Raw genomic sequence first — 22,960 nt, 5'->3', positions numbered from 1 at the left:
AGCCATTGATCAACCGCGGTCCGTGCTCTATCGTCCCTGGATAGCCGATCGGCTAGTCTCTGGCCGGCGGCTCGAAGGAGCAGACAGATGGCCGGTCTCGGTGTGGGCGTAATGCACAACACCATCAATTCGCGCTTCGGCCCAAAGCCCTTGATCCACGCCGACTACCTGACCGGGCTCGCCTGCGGCGCCGACTCCTTCTGGGTGGCCGACCATCTCAATTCGGTGCTGCCGCCGTCGATGTGGACTCCCAAGCACGTGGGGGCCGCCCGCATCATCCCCAAGATGGACGCTCACCTCGAGCCGTGGACGATGCTCGGCTACCTCGCCGGCCGCAACCGGCTCGGCCGCATGCGCCTTGGCGTCGCCGTGACCGACACCGGCAGGCGCAACCCCGCCGTCACCGCGCAGGCCGCCGCGTCGCTGCACCTGCTCACCCGGGGCCGGTCGGTGCTCGGCATTGGAACCGGCGAGCGGGAAAGCAACGCGCCCTACGGCGTCGACTGGTCCAAGCCGGTGGCACGCTTCGAGGAGGCGGTGGCCACCATTCGCGCGCTGTGGAACTCCAACGGCGAGTTGGTCACCCGCGACTCACCGTTCTTCCCTTTGCACAAGGCCACTTTCGCGCTGCCCCCGTACAAGGGCAAATGGCCGCAGATCTGGATCGCCGCGCACGGGCCGCGCATGATGCGGGCCACCGGGCGGTACGCCGACGGGTGGTTCCCCGGAACGACCCGCGCGACCGAATACGGGGAGCAGCTCGAGCTCGTGCGCACCGCGGCGTCGGACGCCGGACGCGACCCGATGGCCATCACCCCCGCGCTCATCCGGTTCATCGTCACCGGTCGGTCTCGCGACGAAATCGACGAAGTCGTGGACAGCGACATCGCCAGAGTGTTCACCCTCAACTGTCCCGCCAAGGACTGGGCCCGCCACGGCGCCGAACACCCGATGGGAAACGACTTCACCGGGGTGCAGGACCTCATCCCGCAAACCATCGACGAGGCGACGGCGCTCTCCTACGCGGCCAAGGCCCCACAATCACTCGTCCGGGAGTTGTTCGCCGTGGGCACACCCGACGAGGTCCTCGATCAGATCGCGGAGTTCCGCGACCACGGATTGCAATACCTCGTCGTCGGCAACGCCGGTGCCATCCAACCGAGTCTGCGCAAGAGCGCGTCGGTGACCGCGCCCTACGTCAAGGTCGTGCGCGGCCTGCGAAAGCTGTGAGGCGGTTTGCGATGCCGATGATCGATTTGACGTTCGTGCGTGGGTCGCTGGACGACGACGCATTGGGCCGGCTGGCCGACGAGCTGGTGACCGCGCTGCTGCGCGCCGAACGCGCCCCGGACACACCGTTTCTGCGGGACAACACGCTGGTGTACCTGCACCCGATGGAGGCGAGCGAGCTGTTGGTCGGCGGCCGCGGCCCGGGCGCGGCCCGCTTCCGGGTCGACCTGACGGTGTTCGAAGGGGCGCTGGATCAACACCGAAAGGAACGGCTCGCCGCCGACGTGCACGGCGCCGTGTGCGCCGCGGCCGGCATCGAGCCGCAGGGTCCCCGGGCGTTTCATGTTTGGACGCTGATCCACGAGATCCCCGAGGGCAATTGGGCCGGCGGCGGCAAGGTCATCTATCACCAACAGGTGAAAGGCCTTGTGGCCGAGGACATGCCCGATGAACGCCTAGCCTGAACGCCCGAACGCCCGCCCAGCCCGTCGGACCGCTTTATGCTGGCGTGGGAGGGAGGGGCCGATGGCGTCCGTGTTCGCGCAGCCGCAGGTCTTGGCGACCGCGGCCGCCGACGTGGCGGCGATCGAGACGACGATCGACGAGGCCGCGGCGGCCGTGGCGGGCAGGACGACCGGCGTGGCGGCGGCGGCCGCCGACGAGGTGTCCGAGGCGGTCGCGAAGTTTTTCAGCGCGTACGGCCAGGAGTGGCGGGCGCTGCTCAGGGGGGCGGCGGCGTTCCACGGCGAGTTCGCCCGGGCCCTGGCCTCGTCCGGTAACGCCTACGCCAGTACCGACGCCGCCAATGTGGCCGCGCTGGCGGACCCGCCCGTCACTTTCGTGCTGGGCGGCAGCGGAATGCCTTTCCCTCCGCCGGATTTCGTGTCCAACGTGGTCAGCAAGTACGTCGCGCCCAATTTCCCCGTCGGCCTGGTGCAGGCACTGTTCATGCCCGCGGGCGAATATCCGGATAGCGGCATCAAGGACTTGATGCAAAACATTTCGATAGCCCGGGGTGTCACGGCCCTGAACAACGCGATCCAACAGCAACTCACCGCCGGAAACACCGTCAACGTTCTGGGCTACTCGCAGGGCGCCAACATCGCCGCGCTGGAAATGCAGTTGTTGGACCCCGCCGGCACTCCGAGCAACTTACCGATCAACTTTGTGCTGCTTGGCAATTCGATGAACCCCAACGGCGGCTGGGACGCGCGCTTCCCGGGCTTGAGCCTGCCGACGTTGGGTTTTTCGACGCTTGGCCCGATGCCGACGAATGACTTCGTGACCAAGGTCTACACGCTCGAATACGACGGCTGGGCCGACTTCCCGCAATACCCGATCGATATCTTCGCCGACCTGAATGCCGTCGCGGGCATGGTGACGGTGCACGGGGGCTACGAAAACCTCACGCCCACGCAGATCAATTCGGCGGTGGTGTTGCCGACCCAGGGACCCACGACCACCACCTTCTACATGATTCCGACCCAGAACCTGCCGCTGCTGGATCCCGTGCGATACATCCCCTATGTCGGCAACCCGATCGCGGATTTGGTCCAGCCGGTCTTGCGGCCTCTGGTCAACTGGGGCTACGGCGATCCGAATTTCGGCTGGTCCACCGGCCCGGCCGACGTGACGACCCCGTTCGGTTTCTTGCCGCCGCTCAGCGACACCTTGGCGCTTGGACCGGCCCTGGTCAGTGGGCTTCATCAGGGCATCGGCGCCGCGATCGGCGACCTTTCCGCCGAGGGACCCCCGCAGCTGCCGTCGCTGCAGGACATATCTCAGGCGCTGACGTCATTTACCTCGGCGCCCGGCACACTGGCGCCGCCCAGCGGGCCGCCCTCGATAGCCGACCTCATCTCGGGGTTCGAAGCGGCCAATACCCAGATCGTCGGCGCCGCCACAACCGCGGTCTCGACGGCGTACTCGACGCTCCTTCCGACGGCGGATATCGGGACCGCCGTCCTCGTCTCGTTGCCGTCCTACGACGTGAACCTGTTCCTGAACGGGGTGACCCAGATGGTCAACGGTCAGCCGCTGGCCGGGCTCGTCAACGCGATCGGCTATCCGATCGCCGCCGACGTCGGATTGTTGCCGATGCTAGGCGGTTTGGAGGTTGCCGTGCTCGGGGAGGCCGCATATGCGATCGTCACGGGGACGCCGTACGGGAGCTTCTGACTGGTGGTGGCCAGGGGCGGGATCGAACCGCCGACCTTCCGCTTTTCAGGCGGACGCTCGTACCGACTGAGCTACCTGGCCGGAAGGCATTGAGTGCCTCGCCGTGTTGGCGACCCTGACGGGACTCGAACCCGCGACCTCCGCCGTGACAGGGCGGCGCGCTAACCAACTGCGCCACAGGGCCTCGCTTTGCTCCGCGTCTCCGCGTCGCGTACCCCCAACGGGATTCGAACCCGTGCTACCGCCGTGAAAGGGCGGCGTCCTAGGCCACTAGACGATGGGGGCCAGAACCGAATCACTTCGGGGGCACTCGCAACGCAGTTACCGTTGGGAGCCACGTCAGCTTAGGTCACCGCAGGCCCAATCCTCAAACGAGCGCCGGTCGAGCCGCGTTCCGGGCACAGTATCCTGAACGTTCGCGCCCCTATAGCTCAGTTGGTAGAGCTACGGACTTTTAATCCGCAGGTCCTAGGTTCGAGTCCTAGTGGGGGCACTGACCAGCGCTTATTGCCCGGAAGATGCGCGACGGCGCCACGGCCGAGTCTGAGGGCTCCTGGCCCCGGCCGACACGCGGTATGGCCCCGGTTTGACCGCCGAACGGCTTGACTATGCTCGGCAAGATGAGTGTCGATGCGGCCTACCCGAACGCGCCAGTAGCGCTGGTAACCATGGAAATCCGTCATCCAGCAACGGATTCCCTCACGGAGTCATCGAGCGGGGAACTCAGACACCTGCTTGCGGACCTGCTTCCCATCGAGCGCCAGGCGCAGGACGTGGCCTGGGCGATGGGCGCCGGCGGGCAACCGCAGCCGGCCGCCGAGCGCTTCGTCCGGTACGTCAACCGCGACAACACGCTCGCCGCCTCGATGAAGGCGCAGGCGGTTGTAATCGAAACCACCGCCTACAGCAACTTCGAGTCGCTGGTCGACCTGGTGATGCGCGTCATCGACGCCCGCACTCAGTTCTCGTCGATCGTCGGCGTGGAACGCCTCGGCCTGCGCTACGTCCTCGAGATCCGGGTCCCGCAGGGCGTGGACGGCCGCATCGAGTGGAGCAACTGGATCGCCGAGCCGCTGCTCGGACCGCAACGCATCGCGCCCGCCGGCCTGACCCTGACGGAATGGCAGGGTGCGGCGGTCTACCGGGAGGCGCAGCCGGGCAAGTCCATGATCGTACGCTACGGCCCGGGCGTGGGTCAGGCGCTGGACGCGAGCTACCACCTGCGCCGCACCATGCCGGCCCAGCAGGGACCGTTCTTCCTGATGGACATCGACAGCTTCTGGACCCCGCTCGGGTCGATCCCCGAGTACGACCGGAACACCGTGCTGGCGACCTTCCAGGACCTGTACGACCCGGCCCGCACCGTGTTCCAGGAAATGCTCACCAACCGCCTGAAGGACGACCTGCTCAGCCGGTAAACGTCGCGCTGGTGTAAGTCACGTCGGCGAAGGCTTCGGCGAGCTCGTCATCGGGATAGACGAAGCCGTTGGCGGCGTGCAACTCCCTGACGGTTTGCGACGACGTCCGCCAGCCGCGCTGCTGCAGATGGTCGAGTATGTGGCTGCGGTGGCCGTGATAGACGAGATCGTTGAAGTCGATCTCGAACCCGAGTTCGCTCATCCGATCGTGATGTGCGCGCCACCGCTCGTCGGCGAAAATCGCTGTGTCGGGCACGAATTCGAAAGCCAGGCGGCTGTCGGGGGCACTCAACGCGGTGATGTTGTCGAACAGCGCGTCCTGGGCCTCGTCGGGCAGGTACACCAGTAGCCCTTCGGCGCTCCAGGCCGCGGGAGCCTTCGGATCGAAGCCGGCGTCCCGCAGCGCCGTGGCCCAGTCGTCGCGCAGGTCGACGGCGACGGTGCGCCGCTCGGCGGTCGGCTCGGCGCCGAGGTCGCTGAGCGTCGATGTCTTGAACTCGATCACCTCGGGCATGTCGACCTCATAGACGACGGTGCCCGCCGGCCACGGCAGGCGGTACGCGCGCGCGTCGAGCCCCGACGCCAGGATGACCACCTGGTTGATGCCGCTGCGTGCGGCGTCGAGGAAGAACCGGTCGTAGAACCTGGTGCGGCAGGCCATCCCGCGCGCCATGCGCTGTGGGTCGAACTCGGAATCGGTGCCGACCGGGATCTCGCCGTTGACCAATCGGACGTAGACGTCGATGCCGACGGCGCGCACCAGCGGCGCCGCGTACGGGTCGTCGATCAACTTCTCATCGGTCGACAGCGCCCGCTGGGCGGCGACCATGGTCGCCGTCGCCCCGACGCTCGTCGCAAGGTCCCAGCGATCACGATCGGTGCGCGCCATGGTGTGTCCTCATCCCAGCCGAAAAACATAGACAATCTAGTTACTATCACAGCGCCGCTCACCCGTCCGCGCGGGACTACCCTGCGACCTGTGACGGACTTCGCCCAGCGGACGATCGAGCTGGCCCGCGAGAACGTCGCCCAAGGCGGTCGCCCGTTCGCCACGGTGATCGTCAACGACGGCGAGATCCTGGCCGAGAGCGCCAACAAGGTGGCCCAGACCAACGATCCGACCGCGCACGCGGAGATACTGGCCATTCGCGAAGCGTGCATGCGGCTCGGCACCGAGCACCTCGTCGACAGCACCATCTACGTGCTGGCCCACCCGTGCCCGATGTGCCTGGGCTCGCTCTATTACTGCTCGCCCAGGGAAGTCGTGTTCCTCACCACCCGCGAGGCTTACGGGCAGTACTACCTGGATGACCGCAAGTACTTCGAGCTCTCCACGTTCTACGACGAGTTCGCCAAGGCCTGGGACCACCGTCGGCTGCCGATGCGGTACCAACCCGAGGAGGCCGCGGTGGACGTCTACCGGTTCTGGAATGAACGCAACGGCGGCCGGCGCCAAGCCACGGTCGTCCCGCCGGGATGAAGCGGTTATTATCTGCGTATGCATGCAGATAATAGCGAAGGCCGGTTGCCCGACGACCAGGCCGGCCTCGTCGTCGAGGTGTTCCGAATGCTCGCCGACGCCACCCGCGTGCAAGTGCTGTGGTCGCTGACCAATCGCGAGATGTCGGTCAACGAACTCGCCGAGCACGTGGGCAAGCCCGCGCCATCGGTCTCCCAGCACCTGGCCAAGCTGCGGATGGCGCGGCTGGTCCGGACGCGGCGCGAGGGAACCACCATCTTTTACAGCCTGGAGAACGATCACGTTCGCCAGCTCGTCATCGACGCGGTGCGCAACGCGGAGCACGCCGGGCCCGGGGTTCCCCTCCATCATCGAGCCGAGGGCGGGCTGAAGGCGGTGTCCAACGGCCCTAAACGACAACGTATTTCGCAGCCGAAAGGTAAACGATGACCGAACAGCACACCCATGAGGCGCCGCATGCGCACGTCCACCAGTCCGACCTCGAAGACGCGCACAGCCACGCGCACGCGTAGCGGAAGCTAGGAGACCCTCGGGCAGTAGTGCTTCGGGTTGTCGCGCTCGTCCACCGGCGGCAGGTTGCGCGCCGGGGTCTGCACCAGCGGTGTATCGCGCGGGATCCGCCCGGTCACGCGATCCCAGCCCGCGCGCGCCCGCGGGTGCTTGCGGAATCGCTTTGGCACGCAGGCAAAGACGAGGCGGACAAGATCGCCGAACCGGCGGTGCAGCCATTCGTCGCGGCGCGACCACCGGTAGCCCATCAGCTCGCGTACGGGCGGATCGTAGAGGCCGACGGTGAGCCATACGAAGAACGGGGCCATCAGTTTGCGCTGCGCGGCCCACAGCGGGTTCGGAATCCATTGGGCGAACGGCGGTTTGGCCAGCTCGGTCAGATCGAGGACCGCGCGGGCGGCATAGTTGTCCTCTAACACGTTGCGGCACATGTGGTCCCAGTACTCCTGGAACTCTTCCCAGGACGCCGGCACCGGCCGCATACTCATGCCGTACATGCGATACCACTCGACGTGCTCGTCGAAGAGCTGCCGGCGCTGCGCTTCGGTCAGCCCCCCGCAAAACCGCTCCGCCACATGGATGGTGCCGACGAAGAAGGTCGCGTGCGCCCAGTAGAAGACATCGGGGTTCAGCGCGTGGTAGCGGCGGCCCTGTTCGTCGACCCCCTTGATGTCGGTGTGATAGTCGCGCACCTCGGCGCCGGTGCCCGGGGCGCGGTCGCCGTCGAACACGACGCCACCGATCGGATACAGCGAGCGAAGCAACCGCGGCCAGCGCTCCCGGAAGAACGTCGAGTGGTCGATGACAGCCGCGCCCAGCTGCGGGTGCATGTTCTGCATGGATCCCGCCCACGGACCCTGCAACATGCCGCGCCAGTCGCCGAAGTACCGCCAGGTCAACGAATCGGGCCCGAGCGGGGCCGGAGGCGTGGCATAGCCCAGCGGCGACACCGGGCAGCCGCCGGCCACGCCGTCGTGGGCGCCGCTGTTCAGCGGGCGGGCCGCGGACGTATGTTGAGTCACTATTGGATCCCCGTAAGTATGTGGCAATTCTGACTACACGCGTTGTCACTTTAGAGCTTAGGAGCGATGTGCAGACGGGTCAACGACGGGGGCGTTGGACCGGCGTGCCCCTCGAGAGCCGCCTCGCCCTCCGCCGCGACAACCTCATCACCGCGGGCGTGCAATTGCTCGGCAGCGACCGCGGTCCCGCGCTGACGGTGCGTGCGGTGTGCCGGAAGGCCGCGCTCACCGAACGCTACTTCTACGAAAGCTTCGCCGACCGTGACGAATTCGTGCGCGCCGTGTACGACGACGTCTGCACGCGCGCGATGAACACGCTCACCTCGGCGAAGACGCCGCGCGAGGCCGTCGAACAATTCGTCGAGCTCATGGTCGACGATCCCGTGCGGGGCCGGGTGCTGCTGCTGGCGCCCGCGGTGGAGCCGGTGCTGACGCGGTCGGGCGCGGAATGGATGCCCAACTTCATCGACCTGCTGCAGCGCAAGCTGTCGCGCATCGGCGATCCGGTGCTGCAGAAGTTGATCGCCACCAGCCTGGTCGGCGGGCTGACGAGCCTGTTCACGGCCTATCTCAACGGCCAGCTCGGGGCCACCCGCAAGCAGTTCATCGACTACTGCGTCAACATGCTGTTCAGCGCGGCGGCGCCCTACGTGCCGCTCGCCGAGCAGGAGAAATCCGAGTAGCGGTTTCGCGCACACCCCGCACTGGCTAGCCGTAGGGAGCCAGGTTCTCCGCACCGCCCCGTGCGCCGCCGAGAACTGGGCCGTGCGGCGCGCTGCGAGGAACTTGATGCTACCGGGGGACACAGATATATTGACTGCTACCCGCAGACACAGATAACTGGAGGGGCCATGTCAGCGGAGCTGACTGACTTACAGCTTTTGCATGAACTCGAACCGGTCGTGGAGAAGTACCTGAACCGGCATCTGAGCGTGCACAAGCCCTGGAACCCGCACGACTACATCCCGTGGTCGGACGGCAAGAACTACTACGCGCTCGGCGGCCAGGACTGGGAACCCGGGCAGAGCAAGCTCTCCGACCTCGCCCAGGTGGCGATGGTGCAGAACCTGATGACGGAAGACAATCTGCCCTCGTACCACCGCGAGATCGCGATGAACTTCGGCATGGACGGCGCGTGGGGGCAGTGGGTCAACCGGTGGACCGCCGAGGAGAACCGGCACGGGATCGCGCTGCGCGACTACTTGGTGGTGACCCGCGCGGTCGACCCGATCGAGCTGGAGAAGCTGCGCATCGAGGTGGTGAACCGCGGCTTCAGCCCGGGCCAGAATCACCAGGTTCGGGAAGACCTGTTCGCCGAGAGCCTGTTCGATTCGGTCATCTACGTCACGTTCCAGGAGCTGGCGACCCGGATTTCGCACCGCAACACCGGCAAGGCCTGCAACGAGCCGATCGCAGACCAGATGCTGGCAAAGATCTCGGCCGACGAGAACTTGCACATGATCTTCTACCGCGACGTCAGTGAGGCCGGGTTCGAGATCGACCCCAACCAGGCGACGAAGTCGCTGCACAAGATCCTGCGTAACTTCCAGATGCCCGGCTTCCAGGTACCCGAATTCCGGCGCAAAGCCGTTTTGATCGCCGTCGGGGGCGTGTACGACCCCCGCATCCACCTCGACGACGTCGTCATGCCGGTGCTGAAGAAATGGCGCTTCTTCGAGCGTGACGACATCACCGGCGAGGCGGCCGAATTGCGCGACGACCTGGCCCTCCTGATCAAGGAACTCGAGGCGTCCTGCGACAAGTTCGAGGTGTCCAAGCAGCGTCAACTCGATCGGGAGGCCCGCACGGGCAAGAGGACCACGGCATTCGAGCTGCATGAAACGGCCGGCAAGCTGACGATGAGTCGTCGCTGAGCCTTCGGCAGCTTCCGTGCGCATCGGTCCGATCACGCTCGCCAGCCCGGTGGTGCTGGCCCCGATGGCCGGCGTGACCAACGTCGCGTTCCGGACACTGTGCCGGGAGCTGGAGCTTTCCAAGGTCGGCACCGTCAGCGGGCTGTACGTCTGCGAGATGGTGACCGCGCGCGCTCTGGTCGAGCGGCATCCGGTCACGATGCACATGACGACGTTCGCGCCCGACGAGGCGCCCCGCTCGCTGCAGCTCTACACCGTCGATCCGGCGACCACCTACGCCGCGGCCCGGATGATCGCGGACGAGAACCTGGCCGACCACATCGACATGAACTTCGGCTGCCCCGTGCCCAAGGTCACCAAGCGGGGCGGCGGGGCGGCGCTGCCGTTCAAGCGGCGCCTGTTCGGCCAGATCGTCGCCGCGGCCGTGCGGGCCACCGAGGGCACCGACATCCCGGTGACCGTGAAGTTCCGGATCGGCATCGACGACGAGCACCACACCCACCTGGACGCCGGCCGCATCGCCGAGGCCGAGGGCGCGGCCGCGGTCGCGCTGCACGCCCGCACGGCGGCGCAACGCTACTCGGGCACCGCCGACTGGGACCAGATCGCCCTGCTCAAGCAGCAGGTGCGGACCATCCCGGTGCTCGGCAACGGCGACATCTATGACGCCAGCGACGCGTTGGCCATGATGGCCAGCACGGGATGCGACGGCGTCGTCATCGGTCGCGGCTGCCTGGGCCGGCCCTGGCTGTTCGCCGAGTTGTCGGCCGCGTTCACCGGGAGCCCGGCCCCGACCCCGCCCACGCTGGGCGAGGTCGCCGACATCGTGCGCCGGCACGGGCGGCTGCTGGCCGCGCATTTCGGCGAGGACAAGGGCATGCGCGACATCCGCAAGCACATCGCCTGGTACCTGCACGGATTTCCCGCCGGATCCGAGTTGCGGCGCGCGCTGGCAATGGTCGCGACGCTGGATGAGCTCGACACGCTGCTCGACCGGCTGGACCGCACCGTCCCGTTTCCGGACGCGGCGAGCGGCCCCCGCGGCCGGCAGGGCTCACCATCCCGGGTGGCCCTTCCCGAGGGCTGGCTGACCGACCCGGACGCCTGCACGGTGCCCGCGGGGGCGGACGTCATGCACTCGGGTGGCTAAGCGTTAACACGCGCGAAATCGCGTCCGCGCCGATAACTCAGTACGATGTGGACCTTGCTGCATTGCGCTTCGGTGGGGGTCGGTTGCGTGCCGCCGCGGGAGCGCGGGAACACCGTGCGGCCCACGGGTGGCACGGCTCGCGGCGCTGATGGCTAGTCCGGCGTCGCATCAGAATTGCACCAGAGTTGTGGAGGCCGATCGGACATGGGTAATGGCGGCACCGACGCCACTCGTGGCCCTCGGCGCACCCCGCCACCAGCGCTGGGCGCTGCCCCGTGGGAGCGGTTCGCGGAACCGCCGTCCGATCACGGCGTCCACCGCTGGCTGGCCGAGCCGGCCCCGGACGACGGCGTCGAGCCCGTCGAGAGCGTCGAGGCCGTCGAGGCCGAAAATGCGGGGTGCCACACCGACGGCGGGCTCACGGTCGCCGATCTGATCGCCAAAGTCGGGGCCCCCAGCACCGCCCGGCCCAGTCACCACCACGCCGCGCCGGACGCCGAAATTCCCGAAACCGGGTCCGACCTGCCCATCGACCTGCAGCAAACGCAGGTGATCGAGACCCCGGCCTATCTGTTCGAGCCCCCGCCGGAGCTGCCCGACCCCGAGGCCGCCGACTACGCGGATTACGCGGATTACGACGAGTTCGAACCCGACGAGACCGACGCCGGCCCCGCCCCCGAGCGGGAGTCCGAGAACCGCGAGCCGAAGGCCAAGCGACGGCGGCGAAGCCCGATCTTGGTGGCGGCGCGTTCCATGGCGGCATTCTCCGCGGTGCTGGCGCTGGCCCTGACCGGCGGGGCGTGGCAGTGGAGCGCGTCGAAGAACAACCGCCTCAACGTCGTCAACGCGCTCGACCCGAACTCGAGCGACATCCGCGATCCCGGCGGCCAGTACGGCGACGAAGACTTCCTGATCGTGGGGATGGACTCCCGGTCCGGGGATAACGCCAACATGGGCGCCGGGGACGCCGACGACGCCGGCGGAGCGCGGTCGGACACCGTGATGCTGGTCAACATTCCCGCTAACCGCAAACGTGTGGTGGCGGTGTCGTTCCCCCGCGACCTCGCGATCACCCCGATCCAATGCGAGGCGTGGAACCCCGACACCGGCAAGTACGGACCCCTCTACGACCCGAAGACCAAGACCTGGGGCCCCAAGACGGTCTATACCGAGACCAAGCTGAACTCGACCTTCGCGTTCGGCGGCCCGAAATGTCTGGTCAAAGAAATCCAGAAGCTGTCCGGGTTGAGCATCAACCGATTCATCGCCGTCGACTTCGCCGGCTTCGCGAAGATGGTCGATGCCCTCGGCGGAATCGAAGTGTGCAGCCGCACACCGATACACGACTACGAACTGGGCACCGTCCTCGAGCACGGGGGACGCCAAGTGCTCGACGGGCCGACCGCGCTCAACTACGTGCGGGCCCGCCAGGTCACCACCGAGACCAACGGTGACTACGGCCGCATCAAGCGCCAGCAGCTGTTCCTGTCGTCGCTGTTGCGCTCGCTGATCTCCGAGGACACCCTGCTCGACCTCAACAAACTCAACAACGTCGTCAACATGGTCATCAACGACACCTACGTCGACAACGTCAAGACCAAGGACCTGGTCCAGCTCGGTCAGTCACTGCAGGGGATGGCGGCCGGACACATGACGTTTGTCACCGTGCCCACCGGCGTGACGGACCAGAACGGCGACGAGCCCCCGCGGATGGCCGACATGCGGGCGCTTTTCGACGCGATCATCAACGACGATCCGCTGCCCGAGGAAAACGACCAGAACGCGCTGAATTTGGGGAACTCGTCCACCCCAACGCCGGGTTCGGGCCCGACCAAGGCGCCCACCACCAAGAAGGCGCCGAGCCCCACCGCGACCCCGGAGGCCCAGCACCAGCAGGTGACGACGACGGCGCCGCAGGATGTCACGGTCCGGGTATCCAACGCGACCGCGCAGAGCGGATTGGCGGCCACCGCGACCAGCCAGCTGAAGCGGAACGGCTTCAACGTGATGACGCCGGATGACTATCCCAGCTCGGTGAACACGACGACGGTGTTGTTCTCGCCCGGCAACGAGCAGGCCGCCGCGACGGTGGCCTCGTCGTTCGCCAACGCGAAGATCCAGCGGGTGTCGGGCTACGGCCAAGTCATCCAGGTGGTGCTGGGGCCCGACTTCAACTCGGTGGCCACTCCCGCGCCCACCGGCTCGTCGATCAGCATGCAGATCGAGCGCGGGTCGGGCAATACTCCGACGAAGCTGCCCGACGACCTGACGGTCACCAACGCGGCCGACACCACCTGCGAGTAAAGATATTTGGCGCTACGCGCCACCCTTTTCCGGCGCCGAGAACGTAGGCTTGGCGGCATGCGGACGGCCTACCATGAGCAGCTCTCGGGATTATCCGAGCGCCTGGGCGATATGTGCGGGCTGGCGGGGATCGCCATGGAGCGGGCCACCCAGGCCCTGCTGCAGGCGGATCTGGTGCTGGCCGAACAAGTGATCTCCGACCACGAGAAAATCGCGGCGCTGAGCGCCGAAGCCGAGGAAAGCGCGTTCGTGCTGCTGGCGCTGCAGGCACCGGTCGCCGGCGACCTGCGGTCCATCGTCAGCGCCATCCAGATGGTGGCGGACATCGACCGGATGGGCGCGCTTGCCCTGCACGTCGCGAAGATCGCCCGCCGGCGCCATCCCCAGCACGCGCTGCCCGAAGAGGTCAACGGGTATTTCGCCGAAATGGGCAGGGTGGCAGTCGAATTGGGCAACAACGCGCAAGAGGTGGTGTTGTCGCGCGACCCGGAGAAAGCCGCCCGGATCCGCGAGGAAGACGACGCCATGGACGACCTGCATCGGCATCTGTTCTCGGTGCTGATGGACCGGGAGTGGAAGCACGGTGTCGCGGCGGCCGTCGACGTGACGTTGCTGGGCCGCTTCTACGAGCGCTTCGCCGACCACGCGGTGGAAGTGGCGAGGCGCGTCATTTTCCAGGCGACCGGCAGCCTGCCGGAGGACGAGACCAAACCGCCGGCGCACTAGCGTTTGCTAGCCGAAGCGGCCCGAGATGTAGTCCTCCGTCGCCTTCTGGGTCGGGTTGGAGAAGATTTTCTCGGTGTCGTCGACTTCGATCAGCCGGCCGGGTTTTCCGGTGGCCTCCAGGTTGAAGAACGCCGTCTGGTCGCTCACCCGGGCGGCCTGCTGCATGTTGTGCGTGACGATGACGATCGTGTAGTCCTGCTTCAGCTCGCTGATCAGTTCCTCGATGGCCAGCGTCGAAATCGGGTCCAGCGCCGAGCACGGCTCGTCCATCAGCAGCACGTCCGGCTGCACGGCGATCGCGCGCGCGATACACAGGCGCTGCTGCTGGCCACCGGACAATCCACCGCCGGGCCGGTCCAACCGGTCCTTCACCTCTTCCCACAGGTTCGCGCCGCGCAGCGAGTGCTCCGCGGTTTCGTCGAGCAACTTGCGGTTGCGCACACCCTGCAGCTTGAGACCGGCGACGACGTTGTCCCGAATCGACATGGCGGGGAACGGGTTCGGCCGCTGGAACACCATCCCGATCGCGCGGCGCACACCGACCGGGTCGACACCGGGGCCGTAGATGTCTTGATCGTCGAGCAGCACGCTGCCCTCGACCCGGGCGCCGGGGATCACCTCGTGCATCCGGTTCAGCGTGCGCAGCACGGTCGTCTTGCCGCAGCCCGACGAACCGATGAACGCGGTCACGCTGCGGGGCAGGATCGACATCGTCACATCCGCGACCGCCTTGAACGATCCGTAGTAGATGTTGATGGACTTGAGGTCCAACCGCTTGGCCACTAGTGCTCCTGCCTACGACTTCCTGGGGGCATAGAATTTCGCGATCACCCTGGCCCCGACATTGATGACCGCGATGACCAGAATGAGGGTTAGCGCCGCACCCCACAACCGATCCGTGGGCACCGGGTTCACACCCGCCCCGGCCGACGTCTGGTCGTACATCATGCCGGGCAGCGATCCCATGAACCCGTGCGCGATGTCGAAGTTTATCGACTGCGAATATCCGACGAGGATGAGCAGGGGCGCCGTCTCACCCAGCACCCTGGCCACCGCCAGCATGATCCCGGTGATAATGCCGGACATCCCGGTGGGAATCACGACGCGTGCAATGGTTTTCCACTTCGGGATGCCCAGCGCGTAGCTGGCCTCGCGCAGGTCCACCGGAACGATCCGCAGCATCTCCTCGGTGGCCCGCACGATCACCGGCAGCATCAACAAGACCAACGCCAGCGACACCGCGAACTGGGACCGCGGCAGGCCCAGCGTCGCCACCCACAGCGCGTAGATGAACAACGCCGCCACGATCGAGGGCACGCCGGACAAGATGTCGACCATGAACGTGGCCAGCCGGCCCAGTGGTAGGCCGCCGCCGTATTCGACCAGATAGATCGCCACCATGATGCCGATCGGCACCGAGATGAGGGCGCATACCACTCCCTGCAGCAGGGTTCCGACGATCGCGTGGTAGGCGCCGCCGCCGGGCACGAAGGCCGTCATACCGGCTTGGGAGTGCGTCCACCACGTGGTGGAGGCTATCGCCTTGAGCCCCTTGGCGATTACCGAGTACAGCACCAACAGCAACGGGACGACGGCGATCACCATCGAGATGGTCACCAACGCGGTCGCGGTGTTGTTCGCGACGCGGCGGCGACGGCCGAGGTCGGACAGGGCCCGCGCCTTGAGCGGGCGGTCGAGCATCGAGGTCATCGGCCGCCCCTGCGGTTGCCGGCGCCGACCCGGCTGCTGGTGGCCCCGCGGGCCAGGGTGTCGACGAGGAAGGTGAGCAGGAACAGGACCAGCCCCGCCGCGATGTAGGCGCCGGCCTTGAACCGGTCATCGAATTCCGCTGCCGCGCCCGCGATCTTGGTCGCGAAGGTCGAGCCGCCGTCGAACAGCGACCACCCGAACGCGGCCTGGGTGCCCCGCAAGATGATCAGCAGCGCGACCGTCTCGCCCAAGGCGCGGCCCAGGCCCAGCATCGCGCCACTGACGTAACCGGATCGCCCGAACGGCAGCACGGTCGTCTTGACCACTTCCCAGCGCGTGGCGCCGAGCGCCAGCGCCGCCTCGATCTCCTCGTGCGGCGTCTGGACGAACACTTCCCGGGTGACGGCGGTGATGATCGGCAAAATCATGACCGCCAACACGATCCCGCCCGTGAAGATGGTGCCGCCGCCCGCCACCGACGCGTTGCCGGTGGCGAACAGGAAACACCAGCCGAGACTGTGATTCAGCCAGCTGGCGACCGGCCGCAGCTGCGGCGCCAGCACGTACAGGCCCCACACGCCGTAGACGATCGAGGGCACCGCGGCGAGCAGGTCGACCGCGTAGGCCAGCGGCCCGGCGACCCGCCGCGGGGCGTACTGCGTGATGAACAGGGCGACGCCCAGGGCGATCGGCATGGCCAGGACCAAGGCGAACACCGAGACGAACACGGTCACCTGCAGCAGCTCGGGGATTCCGAAGTGCATGGCCGACGTGTCGGTGGTGACCCAGGTACCCCCGTAGCTGAAGAAGTTCTCGTGGTTGCGCCTCAGGGCCGGGAGCGCGCGCAACAACAAGAACCCGCCGATGGCCGCGATCAGGACAACGACGAGAACGCCCGAACCCCTGGCGAGCCAACGGAATATCCGGTCGCCCATCCGCGGCTGGGCACATCCCCAGGGACTGATCGGCACCACCGGCGTTTCCGGAAAGGGCGCAGCGACGACCGCACCCGAACCCGCGTTGGATGGGTTCGGCACTAAAGACTCTGTCACTGTGATCCCGTCACAGTTCTGCTGTCGCTCCTCGCGCCCACCGGTCACTGCATAGCATTGATCGCGGTAACCAATCGCCCCTTGACCTTATCGGTCAGCGGAACATAACCGGCGGACGCAAGGCCCGCCTGCCCCTCGGTCGCGGCCACGCCGAGGAACGACTTGATCGCCGCGGAGGTGTCCGCGTCGTAGCCCTTCGAGCACACGATCTCGTAGGTGGCCAGGACCAGCGGATACGAGCCCTCCGTCTGGGCCGCGTACACCGGGTTCAGGTCGAGCACCAGATCGTTCCCGTCGGCGACGAAGCTGGCCGCCTGGATGGCGTGGTTGGCGGTGTCGGCGGTGAGCGGAACCACGCCGTTGCCGGTGTCGATCAAGGCATATGGCAAACGGGCCTGGTCGGCGAATCCCTTCTCGACGTACCCGATGGCACCCGGTGTGGCCCGCACGGCCTGGATCACGCCGGCCGACTTTGCGGCCCCTTCACCGACGCCGCCCTGGAACTCCGTGCCCACGCCCCGGGTCCAGCTCTGCGGCGCGGCGGCCGTCAGGTATTTCTGGACGTTGTCGGTCGTTCCCGACGAGTCCGCTCGGTAGATCGGCACGATCTTTGCGGCGGGCAACGCCACGCCGGGGTTGAGCGCCGCGAGTATCGGGTCGTTCCAGACGGTGATCCTGCCGCTGAAAACCTTGGCCAGGGCGTCGCTGCTGAGGACCAGCTTCGGGACCCCGGGCAGGTTGTAGACCAGCGCGACCGGGCCGAAAACCAGCGGCAGATCCCAGGCCGGGTTTCCGTCACAGCGTTTGGCGGCCGGGCCGATCTGGTCGGCCACGAGCGGCGAGTCCGCCCCCGCGAAGTCGACGTGGCCCGCGATGAACTGCTCGCGGCCGGCGCCCGACCCGGTCGGGTTGTACGACACGCCCTTGCCCGGGCAGTACTGCCCCCACACCTGGTTGAACAGCGACATCGCGTTCTGTTGGGCGGTCGAACCCTCCGCCGTCAACCCGTTCTTGCCGCCGCAGCCCGCCGTGCCGGTGAGTCCCGAGATCGCGGCCGGCGACGCGCCGCGGCGGTTGTCGTCGCTGCCGCAGGCGGTCAGGGTTCCACCGCAGAGGGCCAGCGCCAGCGCGACGACCGTCAGCGCCCTGCCCTGCCTGTCGAGCCTCACCGATCTCGCTTTCTGACGCATTTCGGCACGCGTGCGGGCGCCGCTGGCCGCTCCCCAAAGGAGGTTGCCAAGTCACCGCGAAAATATGCGCCGATAGGACCCACAGAAGTCGGTCGAGATGAATGCAATGTGAACACTTCGCGTCCACACGGCTGAGCGTCAGCCGGGCGCCGGCGCGTACGCGGTGTCGACGCTGTACGTGGTGAACCCCAGGCGCTCGTAGGTCCGCACCGCGGCGACATTGTCGGACTCCACGTAGAGCATCACGGTCGGTTCGGCCGAGCCGGACAGCCGCCGCGCCAGGTACTGAATCCCGATGGCCGTCAACGTCTGCCCCAGGCGCCGGCCCTGCGCCGCGGGGTCGACCCCGACGACGTAGACCTCGCCCAGACCCGGTCGGTCGGGGTGCACCTTGGTCCAGTGGAAGCCCAGCAGCCTGCCCGCCGCATCGCTGTCGGGGGCGCCGAAGGCCAGGAACAAGCCGGCCGGGTCGAACCAGGGTTCACTGCGCCGCTCCGCCAGGTCGGCCTCGGTCCACCCGCCCTGTTCGGGGTGGTAGGCGAACGCCGCATTGTTCACCCGCAGCAGCTCGGCGTCGTCGGACGTGCCTTGGTAGGTGCGGATCTGCACCCCGGGGACCGGCGGCACCGGGTCGCCGGCGTCGCGCAGCGATCGTCGCATCTGCACCAGCTCGCGCACGGCGACGAGGCCGAGCGCGGACGCGGTCGACCGGGCCCCCTCGAGGGTGCCGTGCGCCCAGAATCGGTTGTGCCCGCCGGTCTTGGCCACCGCCGCGCGTGCCAGCGCGGCGCCGATCCCGCGCCGGCGGGCCTGCGGGTGCACCACCAGTTCGGCCATCCCGGCGCCGCCATCGCGGGGCGGGCTGAGGTTGAGATAGCCGGTGACCGAGCCCGGTTCGCCGCCGGTGACCAGCAGGTGCTCGGTGCGGTCGTGCCCGAGTTCGCGCAGCACCTGCTCGCCCACCGGGGCTACCCCATCGAACTCCGTTGCCGCCGAGACGAGTTCGCGCACCCCCTGCTGCTCATCGGCCGTCAGAGTGGAGCGCCACCGCGGCGGGCTCACTGACTGCGCAGCGGGTCGCCCAGCGGGCTTGGCAGGTCCTCGGAGTCGGCCTCGGCGTCCTCGACGGCATCGACATCACCGTGCTCGGCGAGCGGCGCGCGACCGCGCGCCGGGCGAACGGCCTTGTAACCCACGTTGCGCACCGTGCCGATCAACGCCTCGTACTCCGGGCCGAGCTTGGCCCGAAGCCGCCGCACGTGCACGTCGACCGTGCGGGTGCCGCCGAAGAAGTCGTAACCCCACACTTCGTGCAGCAGTTGCGCGCGGGTGAACACCCGGCCGGCGTGCTGGGCCAGGTACTTCAGCAGCTCGAACTCTTTGTAGGTGAGATCGAGCGGTCGGCCCCGCAGCCGCGCGGTGTAGGTGCCCTCGTCGATCACCAGTTCGCCGAGGCTGACCTTGCCGGCACTCTCCTGGTCCGTCAGCCCGCCGCGGCGACCGACCACTAGCCGCAGCCTCGCGTCGATCTCGGCGGGCCCGGTGCTGGGCAGCAGGATCTCATCGAGACCCCAGTCGGCGCTGACGGCGACCAGGCCGCCTTCGCTCACCACCGCCAGCACGGGGACCGACCGGCCCGCCGTGCTCAGCAGCCGGCACAGGCCGCGCGCGGACGACAGGTCGGTGCGCGCGTCGACGAGCACGGCGTCCGCGGTTCCGGCCTCTAGCAACGAGGAGGGTTCTGGCGGGGCCGTCCGAATCGTGTGGGGAAGCAACGACAACGACGGCAGCACCGGGTCGGGATGCAGCTCCGAGGTCAGCAGTAATAGCTCCAACTAGCCCCTCCAGCTCGGGGGGAAGGCGTCTCCCAATTTTGTTAACGCCGCGACGCGTTAGTTGCCAAGTCATTAACGATAACTTGCCACCAGCCATTTCGGAGCGGCGTATGCGGCCAGTGTGAGCCCCGCCACCAGACGGTGCATGACACAGCGGCGCTGCGATTACGCGACAATGTGCGGATGCGCAAGGTGCTGATCGGCGTCGCGGCGGCGGGGGTTGCCGTGGCCGTGGTGGTCATCGGCGCCGTCGGCGTCGACTACGGAACCAGCATCTATGCCGAATACCGGCTATCGACCAGCGTGCGAAAGGTGGCGAAGCTGGGGTCCGACCCGTTCGTCGCGATCGTGGCTTTCCCCTTCATTCCGCAGGCGATGCGGCACCGCTACAGCCAGGTGGAGATCAAGGCCAACGCGGTCGATCACACGATGGTCGGCACCGCCACCCTCGAGGCCACCATGTATTCGGTCGACCTGACGCAAGCGTCCTGGCTGATCAGGCCCGAGGCGAAACTGCCGGTGGGCCGGCTGGAGAGCCGCATCATCGTCGATTCGATTCACCTGGGCCGGTATATGGGCATCACCGATTTGATGGTCGAGGCGCCCCCGGCGGTCACCAACACCGCCACCGGCGGCGTCACCGCCTCGGGCATCTCCGACAGCCACGGCCTTGTGTTCAGCGGCACGCCCAAATCGGCCGACTTCGACCACCGGGTCAGCGTCTCGGTCGACCTGTCCATCGCCCCCGACGATCCGGCGACGCTGGTGTTCACCCCGACCGGCGTCCTCACCGGCCCCGACACCGCCAACCAACCCGTTCCGGACGCCAAGCGGGACGCGGTGCTGCGCGCCTTCAGCGCCCGGCTGCCCAACCAGCGGCTTCCGTTCGGCGTGGCGCCGACCTCAGAGGGGGCCCGCGGGTCCGACATCATCATTGAGGGCGTCACCCAGGGAGTAACGGTCGCCCTGGACGGGTTTAAGCAGTCATGACAACCGTGGTCTGCGCGATCGTAGGTGCCGTTTTGGTGGCCACCCTTGCCGGATGGCTGCTTACCCGCCGCTCGGGACACATCCGCGAGATCGCCGCCGATCGGGGCGCCGACCCCGACACCGCGGACCTGGGCCTGTCTCGAAGCGGGCCGACCATCGTGCACTTCAGCGCCCCGTGGTGCGGACCCTGTGATCGGGTCCGCCGGGTGGTGCACCAGCTCTGCGAGGACATGGACGATGTCGCCCACGTCGAGATCGACATGGACGCCGATCCCGCGACGGCCCGGCGGTTTTCGGTGCTCTCCCTGCCCACCACGCTGATCTTCGACGTCGACGGGCGACAGCGGTACCGGGTGTCCGGCGTGCCGAAGGCCGCCGACCTGCGCTCGGTGTTGCAGCCGCTGTTGGCTTGACGACGGCGTCATTGGGTAAGCTTGCCGACGTGTCAGCCCGCCGCGAGCCCATGCTCACCAAGCGCCGCGCAGTCGAACTGTGCCGCATCGCGGGTTGTTGTTGTTGCTGTAGCTGCTGAGTAGCGGCGCCGCCGCGCACACTCGGAGCAGCTTCGGAGCCCCCCAACCGGGCTTTCCAAGGCGTGCCCCACCCTTTCCGCGCAACAAGATTTCTAGGAGTGACACCGTGCCGAGCAGCAACACCGCCGTCGCGCCGGACCGCGTCGACGTCCGCGGCCCCAGGTTCGCCGCCTGGGTCACGACCGCGGTGCTGGTCGCCGCGCTCGTCGTTTCGGCCGCCAGCCCGCCGGTGGCCGCCATCATTCTCGGGGCGCAGGCCGTGGTCTTCGCGATCGGCGCCGTCGGCGGCCCGCGCCGGCATCCCTACGGACGCATCTTCGCCACCGCCGTGGCGCCCCGGCTGGGGCCGGTCACGGAGCGCGAGCCGGTCGCGCCGCTGAAGTTCGCCCAACTCGTCGGCTTGATCTTCGCGGTCGTCGGCGCGGCGGGATTCGCCGCCGGCGCCTTCCTGGTCGGAGTCGTCGCCACCGCATTCGCGCTGGTCGCGGCCTTCCTGAACGCGGCATTCGGCATCTGCCTGGGCTGCCAGCTCTACCCGCTGGTCGCGCGCTTGCGACCGTCTACCTCCTAGCCTCCTGTTCATCAGCAGCAATCGAAAGGAATCCATCCATGGCACGCTCCGACGTCCTGGTCTCCGCGGACTGGGCCCAGAGCAATCTCGACGCCGAGAACGTCGTCTTCGTGGAAGTTGACGAGGACACCAGCGCGTACGACACCGGTCACATCCCCGGCGCGATCAGGCTGGACTGGCGCACCGATTTGCAGGACCCGGTCAAGCGTGACTTCGTCGACGCGCAGCAATTCTCCAAGCTGCTGTCCGACCGCGGCATCGCCAACGACGACACCGTGATCCTCTACGGCGGCAACAACAACTGGTTCGCCGCCTACGCCTACTGGTACTTCAAGCTGTACGGCCACGAGAAGGTCAAGCTGCTCGACGGCGGCCGCAAGAAGTGGGAGCTGGACAGGCGCCCGCTGTCCACCGACAAGGTCAACAGGCCGGCCACCTCGTACACCGCGGCCGCGCCGGACAACAGCATCCGGGCCTTCCGCGACGAGGTCATCGCGGCCATCAACGTCAAGAACCTCGTCGACGTGCGCTCCCCCGACGAGTTCTCAGGCAAGATCCTCGCCCCGGCGCACCTGCCCCAAGAACAGAGCCAGCGGCCGGGCCACGTCCCGGGCGCGATCAACGTCCCGTGGAGCAAGGCCGCCAACGAGGACGGCACCTTCAAGTCCGACGAGGAGCTGGCCAAGCTGTACGCCGACGCCGGCCTGGACGGCACCAAGGAAACCATCGCGTACTGCCGAATCGGGGAGCGCTCGTCGCACACCTGGTTCGTGCTGCAGGAATTACTCGGCCATCGGAATGTCAAGAACTACGACGGCAGTTGGACGGAATACGGCTCCCTGGTGGGTGCCCCGATCGAGTTGGGAAGCTGATATGTGCTCTGGACCCAAGCAAGGACTGACGTTGCCCGCCAGCGTCGATCTGGAGAAGGAAACGGTCATCACCGGACGGGTCGTGGACGGCGACGGGCAGGCGGTGGGTGGCGCGTTCGTCCGCCTGCTGGACTCGTCGGACGAGTTCACCGCCGAGGTGGTCGCGTCGGCCACCGGTGACTTCCGGTTCTTCGCCGCACCGGGGTCCTGGACCCTGCGCGCGCTGTCCCCCGTCGGCAACGGCGACGCCGTGGTGGCCCCGTCCGGTGCCGGCGTGCACGAGGTCGACGTCAAGATCGCCTGACGGACCGGCCG

Annotated in this window: 25 protein-coding genes and 4 tRNA genes; 18 read left to right on the top strand and 11 right to left on the bottom strand. The window is 67.5% G+C overall.

What is annotated here, in order from left to right; all coding sequences use genetic code 11:
* The first annotated feature begins 87 nt into the window (after window positions 1-87).
* The 3 genes from AC5Y7V_RS20095 to AC5Y7V_RS20085 all read left to right on the top strand — a co-directional run bounded on the left by AC5Y7V_RS20095 (window position 88) and on the right by AC5Y7V_RS20085 (window position 3,408).
* The gene (locus AC5Y7V_RS20095) at window positions 88-1,230 is read left to right on the top strand and encodes an LLM class flavin-dependent oxidoreductase (protein ID WP_499881774.1); all 1,143 of its coding nucleotides are present in this window, start codon (window positions 88-90) and stop codon (window positions 1,228-1,230) included.
* A gap of 11 nt (window positions 1,231-1,241) precedes the next feature.
* Entirely contained in the window at window positions 1,242-1,694 is a 453-nt protein-coding gene (locus AC5Y7V_RS20090) for a tautomerase family protein (RefSeq protein ID WP_499881773.1), read from the top strand.
* 61 nt (window positions 1,695-1,755) lie between these two features.
* A complete protein-coding gene (locus AC5Y7V_RS20085) occupies window positions 1,756-3,408 on the top strand; it encodes a PE family protein (protein WP_499881772.1) in 1,653 nt (550 codons plus the stop codon).
* 4 nt (window positions 3,409-3,412) lie between these two features.
* Here the strand turns inward: AC5Y7V_RS20085 and AC5Y7V_RS20080 are convergent.
* From AC5Y7V_RS20080 to AC5Y7V_RS20070, 3 genes are all read right to left on the bottom strand, one after another.
* A tRNA-Phe gene (locus AC5Y7V_RS20080) sits at window positions 3,413-3,489 on the bottom strand.
* Between the two features lie 26 nt (window positions 3,490-3,515).
* Window positions 3,516-3,592 (bottom strand) — tRNA-Asp (locus AC5Y7V_RS20075).
* Window positions 3,593-3,620: 28 nt separating this feature from the next.
* Window positions 3,621-3,693, bottom strand: a tRNA-Glu gene (locus AC5Y7V_RS20070).
* 135 nt (window positions 3,694-3,828) lie between these two features.
* Between AC5Y7V_RS20070 and AC5Y7V_RS20065 the strand changes: the two genes are divergently transcribed.
* Window positions 3,829-3,901, top strand: a tRNA-Lys gene (locus AC5Y7V_RS20065).
* Between the two features lie 115 nt (window positions 3,902-4,016).
* Window positions 4,017-4,826, top strand: a complete 810-nt coding sequence (locus tag AC5Y7V_RS20060; protein WP_499881771.1) for a TIGR04255 family protein — start codon at window positions 4,017-4,019, stop codon at window positions 4,824-4,826.
* On the opposite strand, the gene AC5Y7V_RS20055 is transcribed toward AC5Y7V_RS20060, so the two are convergent.
* Entirely contained in the window at window positions 4,816-5,715 is a 900-nt protein-coding gene (locus tag AC5Y7V_RS20055) for a class I SAM-dependent methyltransferase (protein WP_499881770.1), read from the bottom strand. The two genes, AC5Y7V_RS20060 and AC5Y7V_RS20055, sit on opposite strands and share 11 nt — an antisense overlap.
* Before the next feature lie 90 nt (window positions 5,716-5,805).
* Between AC5Y7V_RS20055 and AC5Y7V_RS20050 the strand changes: the two genes are divergently transcribed.
* Both AC5Y7V_RS20050 and AC5Y7V_RS20045 read left to right on the top strand, forming a co-directional pair.
* A complete protein-coding gene (locus AC5Y7V_RS20050) occupies window positions 5,806-6,306 on the top strand; it encodes a nucleoside deaminase (RefSeq protein WP_499881769.1) in 501 nt (166 codons plus the stop codon).
* Between the two features lie 18 nt (window positions 6,307-6,324).
* Entirely contained in the window at window positions 6,325-6,735 is a 411-nt protein-coding gene (locus tag AC5Y7V_RS20045) for an ArsR/SmtB family transcription factor (protein WP_499881768.1), read from the top strand.
* A gap of 89 nt (window positions 6,736-6,824) precedes the next feature.
* Here AC5Y7V_RS20045 and AC5Y7V_RS20040 read toward each other — a convergent pair whose 3' ends face one another.
* Window positions 6,825-7,838 (bottom strand): oxygenase MpaB family protein, encoded by a 1,014-nt coding sequence (locus AC5Y7V_RS20040; protein WP_499881767.1) that lies wholly within the window; start codon window positions 7,836-7,838, stop codon window positions 6,825-6,827.
* Window positions 7,839-7,906: 68 nt separating this feature from the next.
* On the opposite strand from AC5Y7V_RS20040, the gene AC5Y7V_RS20035 reads away from it, so the two are divergent.
* The 5 genes from AC5Y7V_RS20035 (at window position 7,907) to phoU (ending at window position 13,892) form a co-directional block, all read left to right on the top strand.
* Window positions 7,907-8,521 carry a TetR/AcrR family transcriptional regulator gene (locus tag AC5Y7V_RS20035; RefSeq protein WP_499881766.1) on the top strand — a complete coding sequence of 205 codons (615 nt, stop codon included), beginning with the start codon at window positions 7,907-7,909 and terminating at the stop codon, window positions 8,519-8,521.
* Window positions 8,522-8,689: 168 nt separating this feature from the next.
* Complete coding sequence (locus tag AC5Y7V_RS20030; protein WP_499881765.1) at window positions 8,690-9,712, top strand: acyl-ACP desaturase; 1,023 nt, start codon at window positions 8,690-8,692, stop codon at window positions 9,710-9,712.
* Between the two features lie 16 nt (window positions 9,713-9,728).
* Window positions 9,729-10,862, top strand: a complete 1,134-nt coding sequence (gene dusB / locus AC5Y7V_RS20025) for a tRNA dihydrouridine synthase DusB (RefSeq protein ID WP_499881764.1) — start codon at window positions 9,729-9,731, stop codon at window positions 10,860-10,862.
* Window positions 10,863-11,066: 204 nt separating this feature from the next.
* The gene (locus tag AC5Y7V_RS20020) at window positions 11,067-13,166 is read left to right on the top strand and encodes an LCP family protein (protein ID WP_499881763.1); all 2,100 of its coding nucleotides are present in this window, start codon (window positions 11,067-11,069) and stop codon (window positions 13,164-13,166) included.
* Window positions 13,167-13,223: 57 nt separating this feature from the next.
* A complete protein-coding gene (gene phoU, locus AC5Y7V_RS20015) occupies window positions 13,224-13,892 on the top strand; it encodes a phosphate signaling complex protein PhoU (RefSeq protein WP_499881762.1) in 669 nt (222 codons plus the stop codon).
* Between the two features lie 6 nt (window positions 13,893-13,898).
* Here the strand turns inward: phoU and pstB are convergent, their stop codons facing one another.
* The 6 genes from pstB to AC5Y7V_RS19985 all read right to left on the bottom strand — a co-directional run bounded on the left by pstB (window position 13,899) and on the right by AC5Y7V_RS19985 (window position 19,679).
* Window positions 13,899-14,675, bottom strand: coding sequence for a phosphate ABC transporter ATP-binding protein PstB (gene pstB / locus AC5Y7V_RS20010; protein ID WP_499881761.1), 777 nt, complete (start codon window positions 14,673-14,675; stop codon window positions 13,899-13,901).
* 12 nt (window positions 14,676-14,687) lie between these two features.
* Window positions 14,688-15,602: a phosphate ABC transporter permease PstA gene (gene pstA, locus AC5Y7V_RS20005; RefSeq protein WP_499881760.1), complete on the bottom strand. Its 915-nt coding sequence runs from the start codon at window positions 15,600-15,602 to the stop codon at window positions 14,688-14,690.
* Window positions 15,599-16,639, bottom strand: a complete 1,041-nt coding sequence (pstC, locus tag AC5Y7V_RS20000; protein WP_499881759.1) for a phosphate ABC transporter permease subunit PstC — start codon at window positions 16,637-16,639, stop codon at window positions 15,599-15,601. The genes pstA and pstC overlap by 4 nt, the downstream gene beginning before the upstream one ends.
* A 59-nt stretch (window positions 16,640-16,698) precedes the next feature.
* Window positions 16,699-17,823 (bottom strand): phosphate ABC transporter substrate-binding protein PstS, encoded by a 1,125-nt coding sequence (gene pstS, locus AC5Y7V_RS19995; protein ID WP_499881758.1) that lies wholly within the window; start codon window positions 17,821-17,823, stop codon window positions 16,699-16,701.
* Between the two features lie 159 nt (window positions 17,824-17,982).
* A complete protein-coding gene (gene mshD, locus AC5Y7V_RS19990; protein ID WP_499881757.1) occupies window positions 17,983-18,906 on the bottom strand; it encodes a mycothiol synthase in 924 nt (307 codons plus the stop codon).
* Window positions 18,903-19,679 (bottom strand): winged helix-turn-helix transcriptional regulator, encoded by a 777-nt coding sequence (locus AC5Y7V_RS19985; protein WP_499881756.1) that lies wholly within the window; start codon window positions 19,677-19,679, stop codon window positions 18,903-18,905. Before AC5Y7V_RS19985 ends, mshD begins: the two co-directional genes overlap by 4 nt.
* A 177-nt stretch (window positions 19,680-19,856) precedes the next feature.
* Between AC5Y7V_RS19985 and lmeA the strand changes: the two genes are divergently transcribed.
* The 6 genes from lmeA (at window position 19,857) to AC5Y7V_RS19955 (ending at window position 22,949) form a co-directional block, all read left to right on the top strand.
* Window positions 19,857-20,669, top strand: coding sequence for a mannan chain length control protein LmeA (gene lmeA / locus AC5Y7V_RS19980; RefSeq protein ID WP_499881797.1), 813 nt, complete (start codon window positions 19,857-19,859; stop codon window positions 20,667-20,669).
* Window positions 20,666-21,082 (top strand): thioredoxin family protein, encoded by a 417-nt coding sequence (locus tag AC5Y7V_RS19975; protein ID WP_499881755.1) that lies wholly within the window; start codon window positions 20,666-20,668, stop codon window positions 21,080-21,082. The genes lmeA and AC5Y7V_RS19975 overlap by 4 nt, the downstream gene beginning before the upstream one ends.
* A gap of 29 nt (window positions 21,083-21,111) precedes the next feature.
* The gene (locus AC5Y7V_RS19970) at window positions 21,112-21,201 is read left to right on the top strand and encodes an Ms5788A family Cys-rich leader peptide (RefSeq protein ID WP_499881754.1); all 90 of its coding nucleotides are present in this window, start codon (window positions 21,112-21,114) and stop codon (window positions 21,199-21,201) included.
* A 107-nt stretch (window positions 21,202-21,308) separates the two neighbouring features.
* Window positions 21,309-21,773: a DUF4395 domain-containing protein gene (locus AC5Y7V_RS19965; RefSeq protein ID WP_499881753.1), complete on the top strand. Its 465-nt coding sequence runs from the start codon at window positions 21,309-21,311 to the stop codon at window positions 21,771-21,773.
* A gap of 38 nt (window positions 21,774-21,811) precedes the next feature.
* Complete coding sequence (locus AC5Y7V_RS19960) at window positions 21,812-22,645, top strand: sulfurtransferase (RefSeq protein WP_499881752.1); 834 nt, start codon at window positions 21,812-21,814, stop codon at window positions 22,643-22,645.
* A gap of 1 nt (window position 22,646) precedes the next feature.
* On the top strand, window positions 22,647-22,949 hold the full coding sequence (locus AC5Y7V_RS19955; RefSeq protein ID WP_499881751.1) for a DUF1416 domain-containing protein: 303 nt from the start codon (window positions 22,647-22,649) through the stop codon (window positions 22,947-22,949).
* Window positions 22,950-22,960: the final 11 nt, after the last annotated feature.

The organism is Mycobacterium sp. NGS34 (assembly GCF_059812845.1).
Note: the sequence above shows the minus strand (reverse complement) of the source record. Positions and strands in the feature narration are given on the sequence as shown.

Coding starts and splice junctions, on each gene's coding strand:
- AC5Y7V_RS20095 (WP_499881774.1), top strand. CDS start 88: ATGGCCGGTCTCGGTGTGGGCGTAATGCACAACACCATCAATTCGCGC.
- AC5Y7V_RS20090 (WP_499881773.1), top strand. CDS start 1,242: ATGCCGATGATCGATTTGACGTTCGTGCGTGGGTCGCTGGACGACGAC.
- AC5Y7V_RS20085 (WP_499881772.1), top strand. CDS start 1,756: ATGGCGTCCGTGTTCGCGCAGCCGCAGGTCTTGGCGACCGCGGCCGCC.
- AC5Y7V_RS20060 (WP_499881771.1), top strand. CDS start 4,017: ATGCTCGGCAAGATGAGTGTCGATGCGGCCTACCCGAACGCGCCAGTA.
- AC5Y7V_RS20055 (WP_499881770.1), bottom strand. CDS start 5,715: ATGGCGCGCACCGATCGTGATCGCTGGGACCTTGCGACGAGCGTCGGG.
- AC5Y7V_RS20045 (WP_499881768.1), top strand. CDS start 6,325: ATGCATGCAGATAATAGCGAAGGCCGGTTGCCCGACGACCAGGCCGGC.
- AC5Y7V_RS20030 (WP_499881765.1), top strand. CDS start 8,690: ATGTCAGCGGAGCTGACTGACTTACAGCTTTTGCATGAACTCGAACCG.
- AC5Y7V_RS20020 (WP_499881763.1), top strand. CDS start 11,067: ATGGGTAATGGCGGCACCGACGCCACTCGTGGCCCTCGGCGCACCCCG.
- phoU (WP_499881762.1), top strand. CDS start 13,224: ATGCGGACGGCCTACCATGAGCAGCTCTCGGGATTATCCGAGCGCCTG.
- pstA (WP_499881760.1), bottom strand. CDS start 15,602: ATGACCTCGATGCTCGACCGCCCGCTCAAGGCGCGGGCCCTGTCCGAC.
- AC5Y7V_RS19975 (WP_499881755.1), top strand. CDS start 20,666: ATGACAACCGTGGTCTGCGCGATCGTAGGTGCCGTTTTGGTGGCCACC.
- AC5Y7V_RS19960 (WP_499881752.1), top strand. CDS start 21,812: ATGGCACGCTCCGACGTCCTGGTCTCCGCGGACTGGGCCCAGAGCAAT.
- AC5Y7V_RS19955 (WP_499881751.1), top strand. CDS start 22,647: ATGTGCTCTGGACCCAAGCAAGGACTGACGTTGCCCGCCAGCGTCGAT.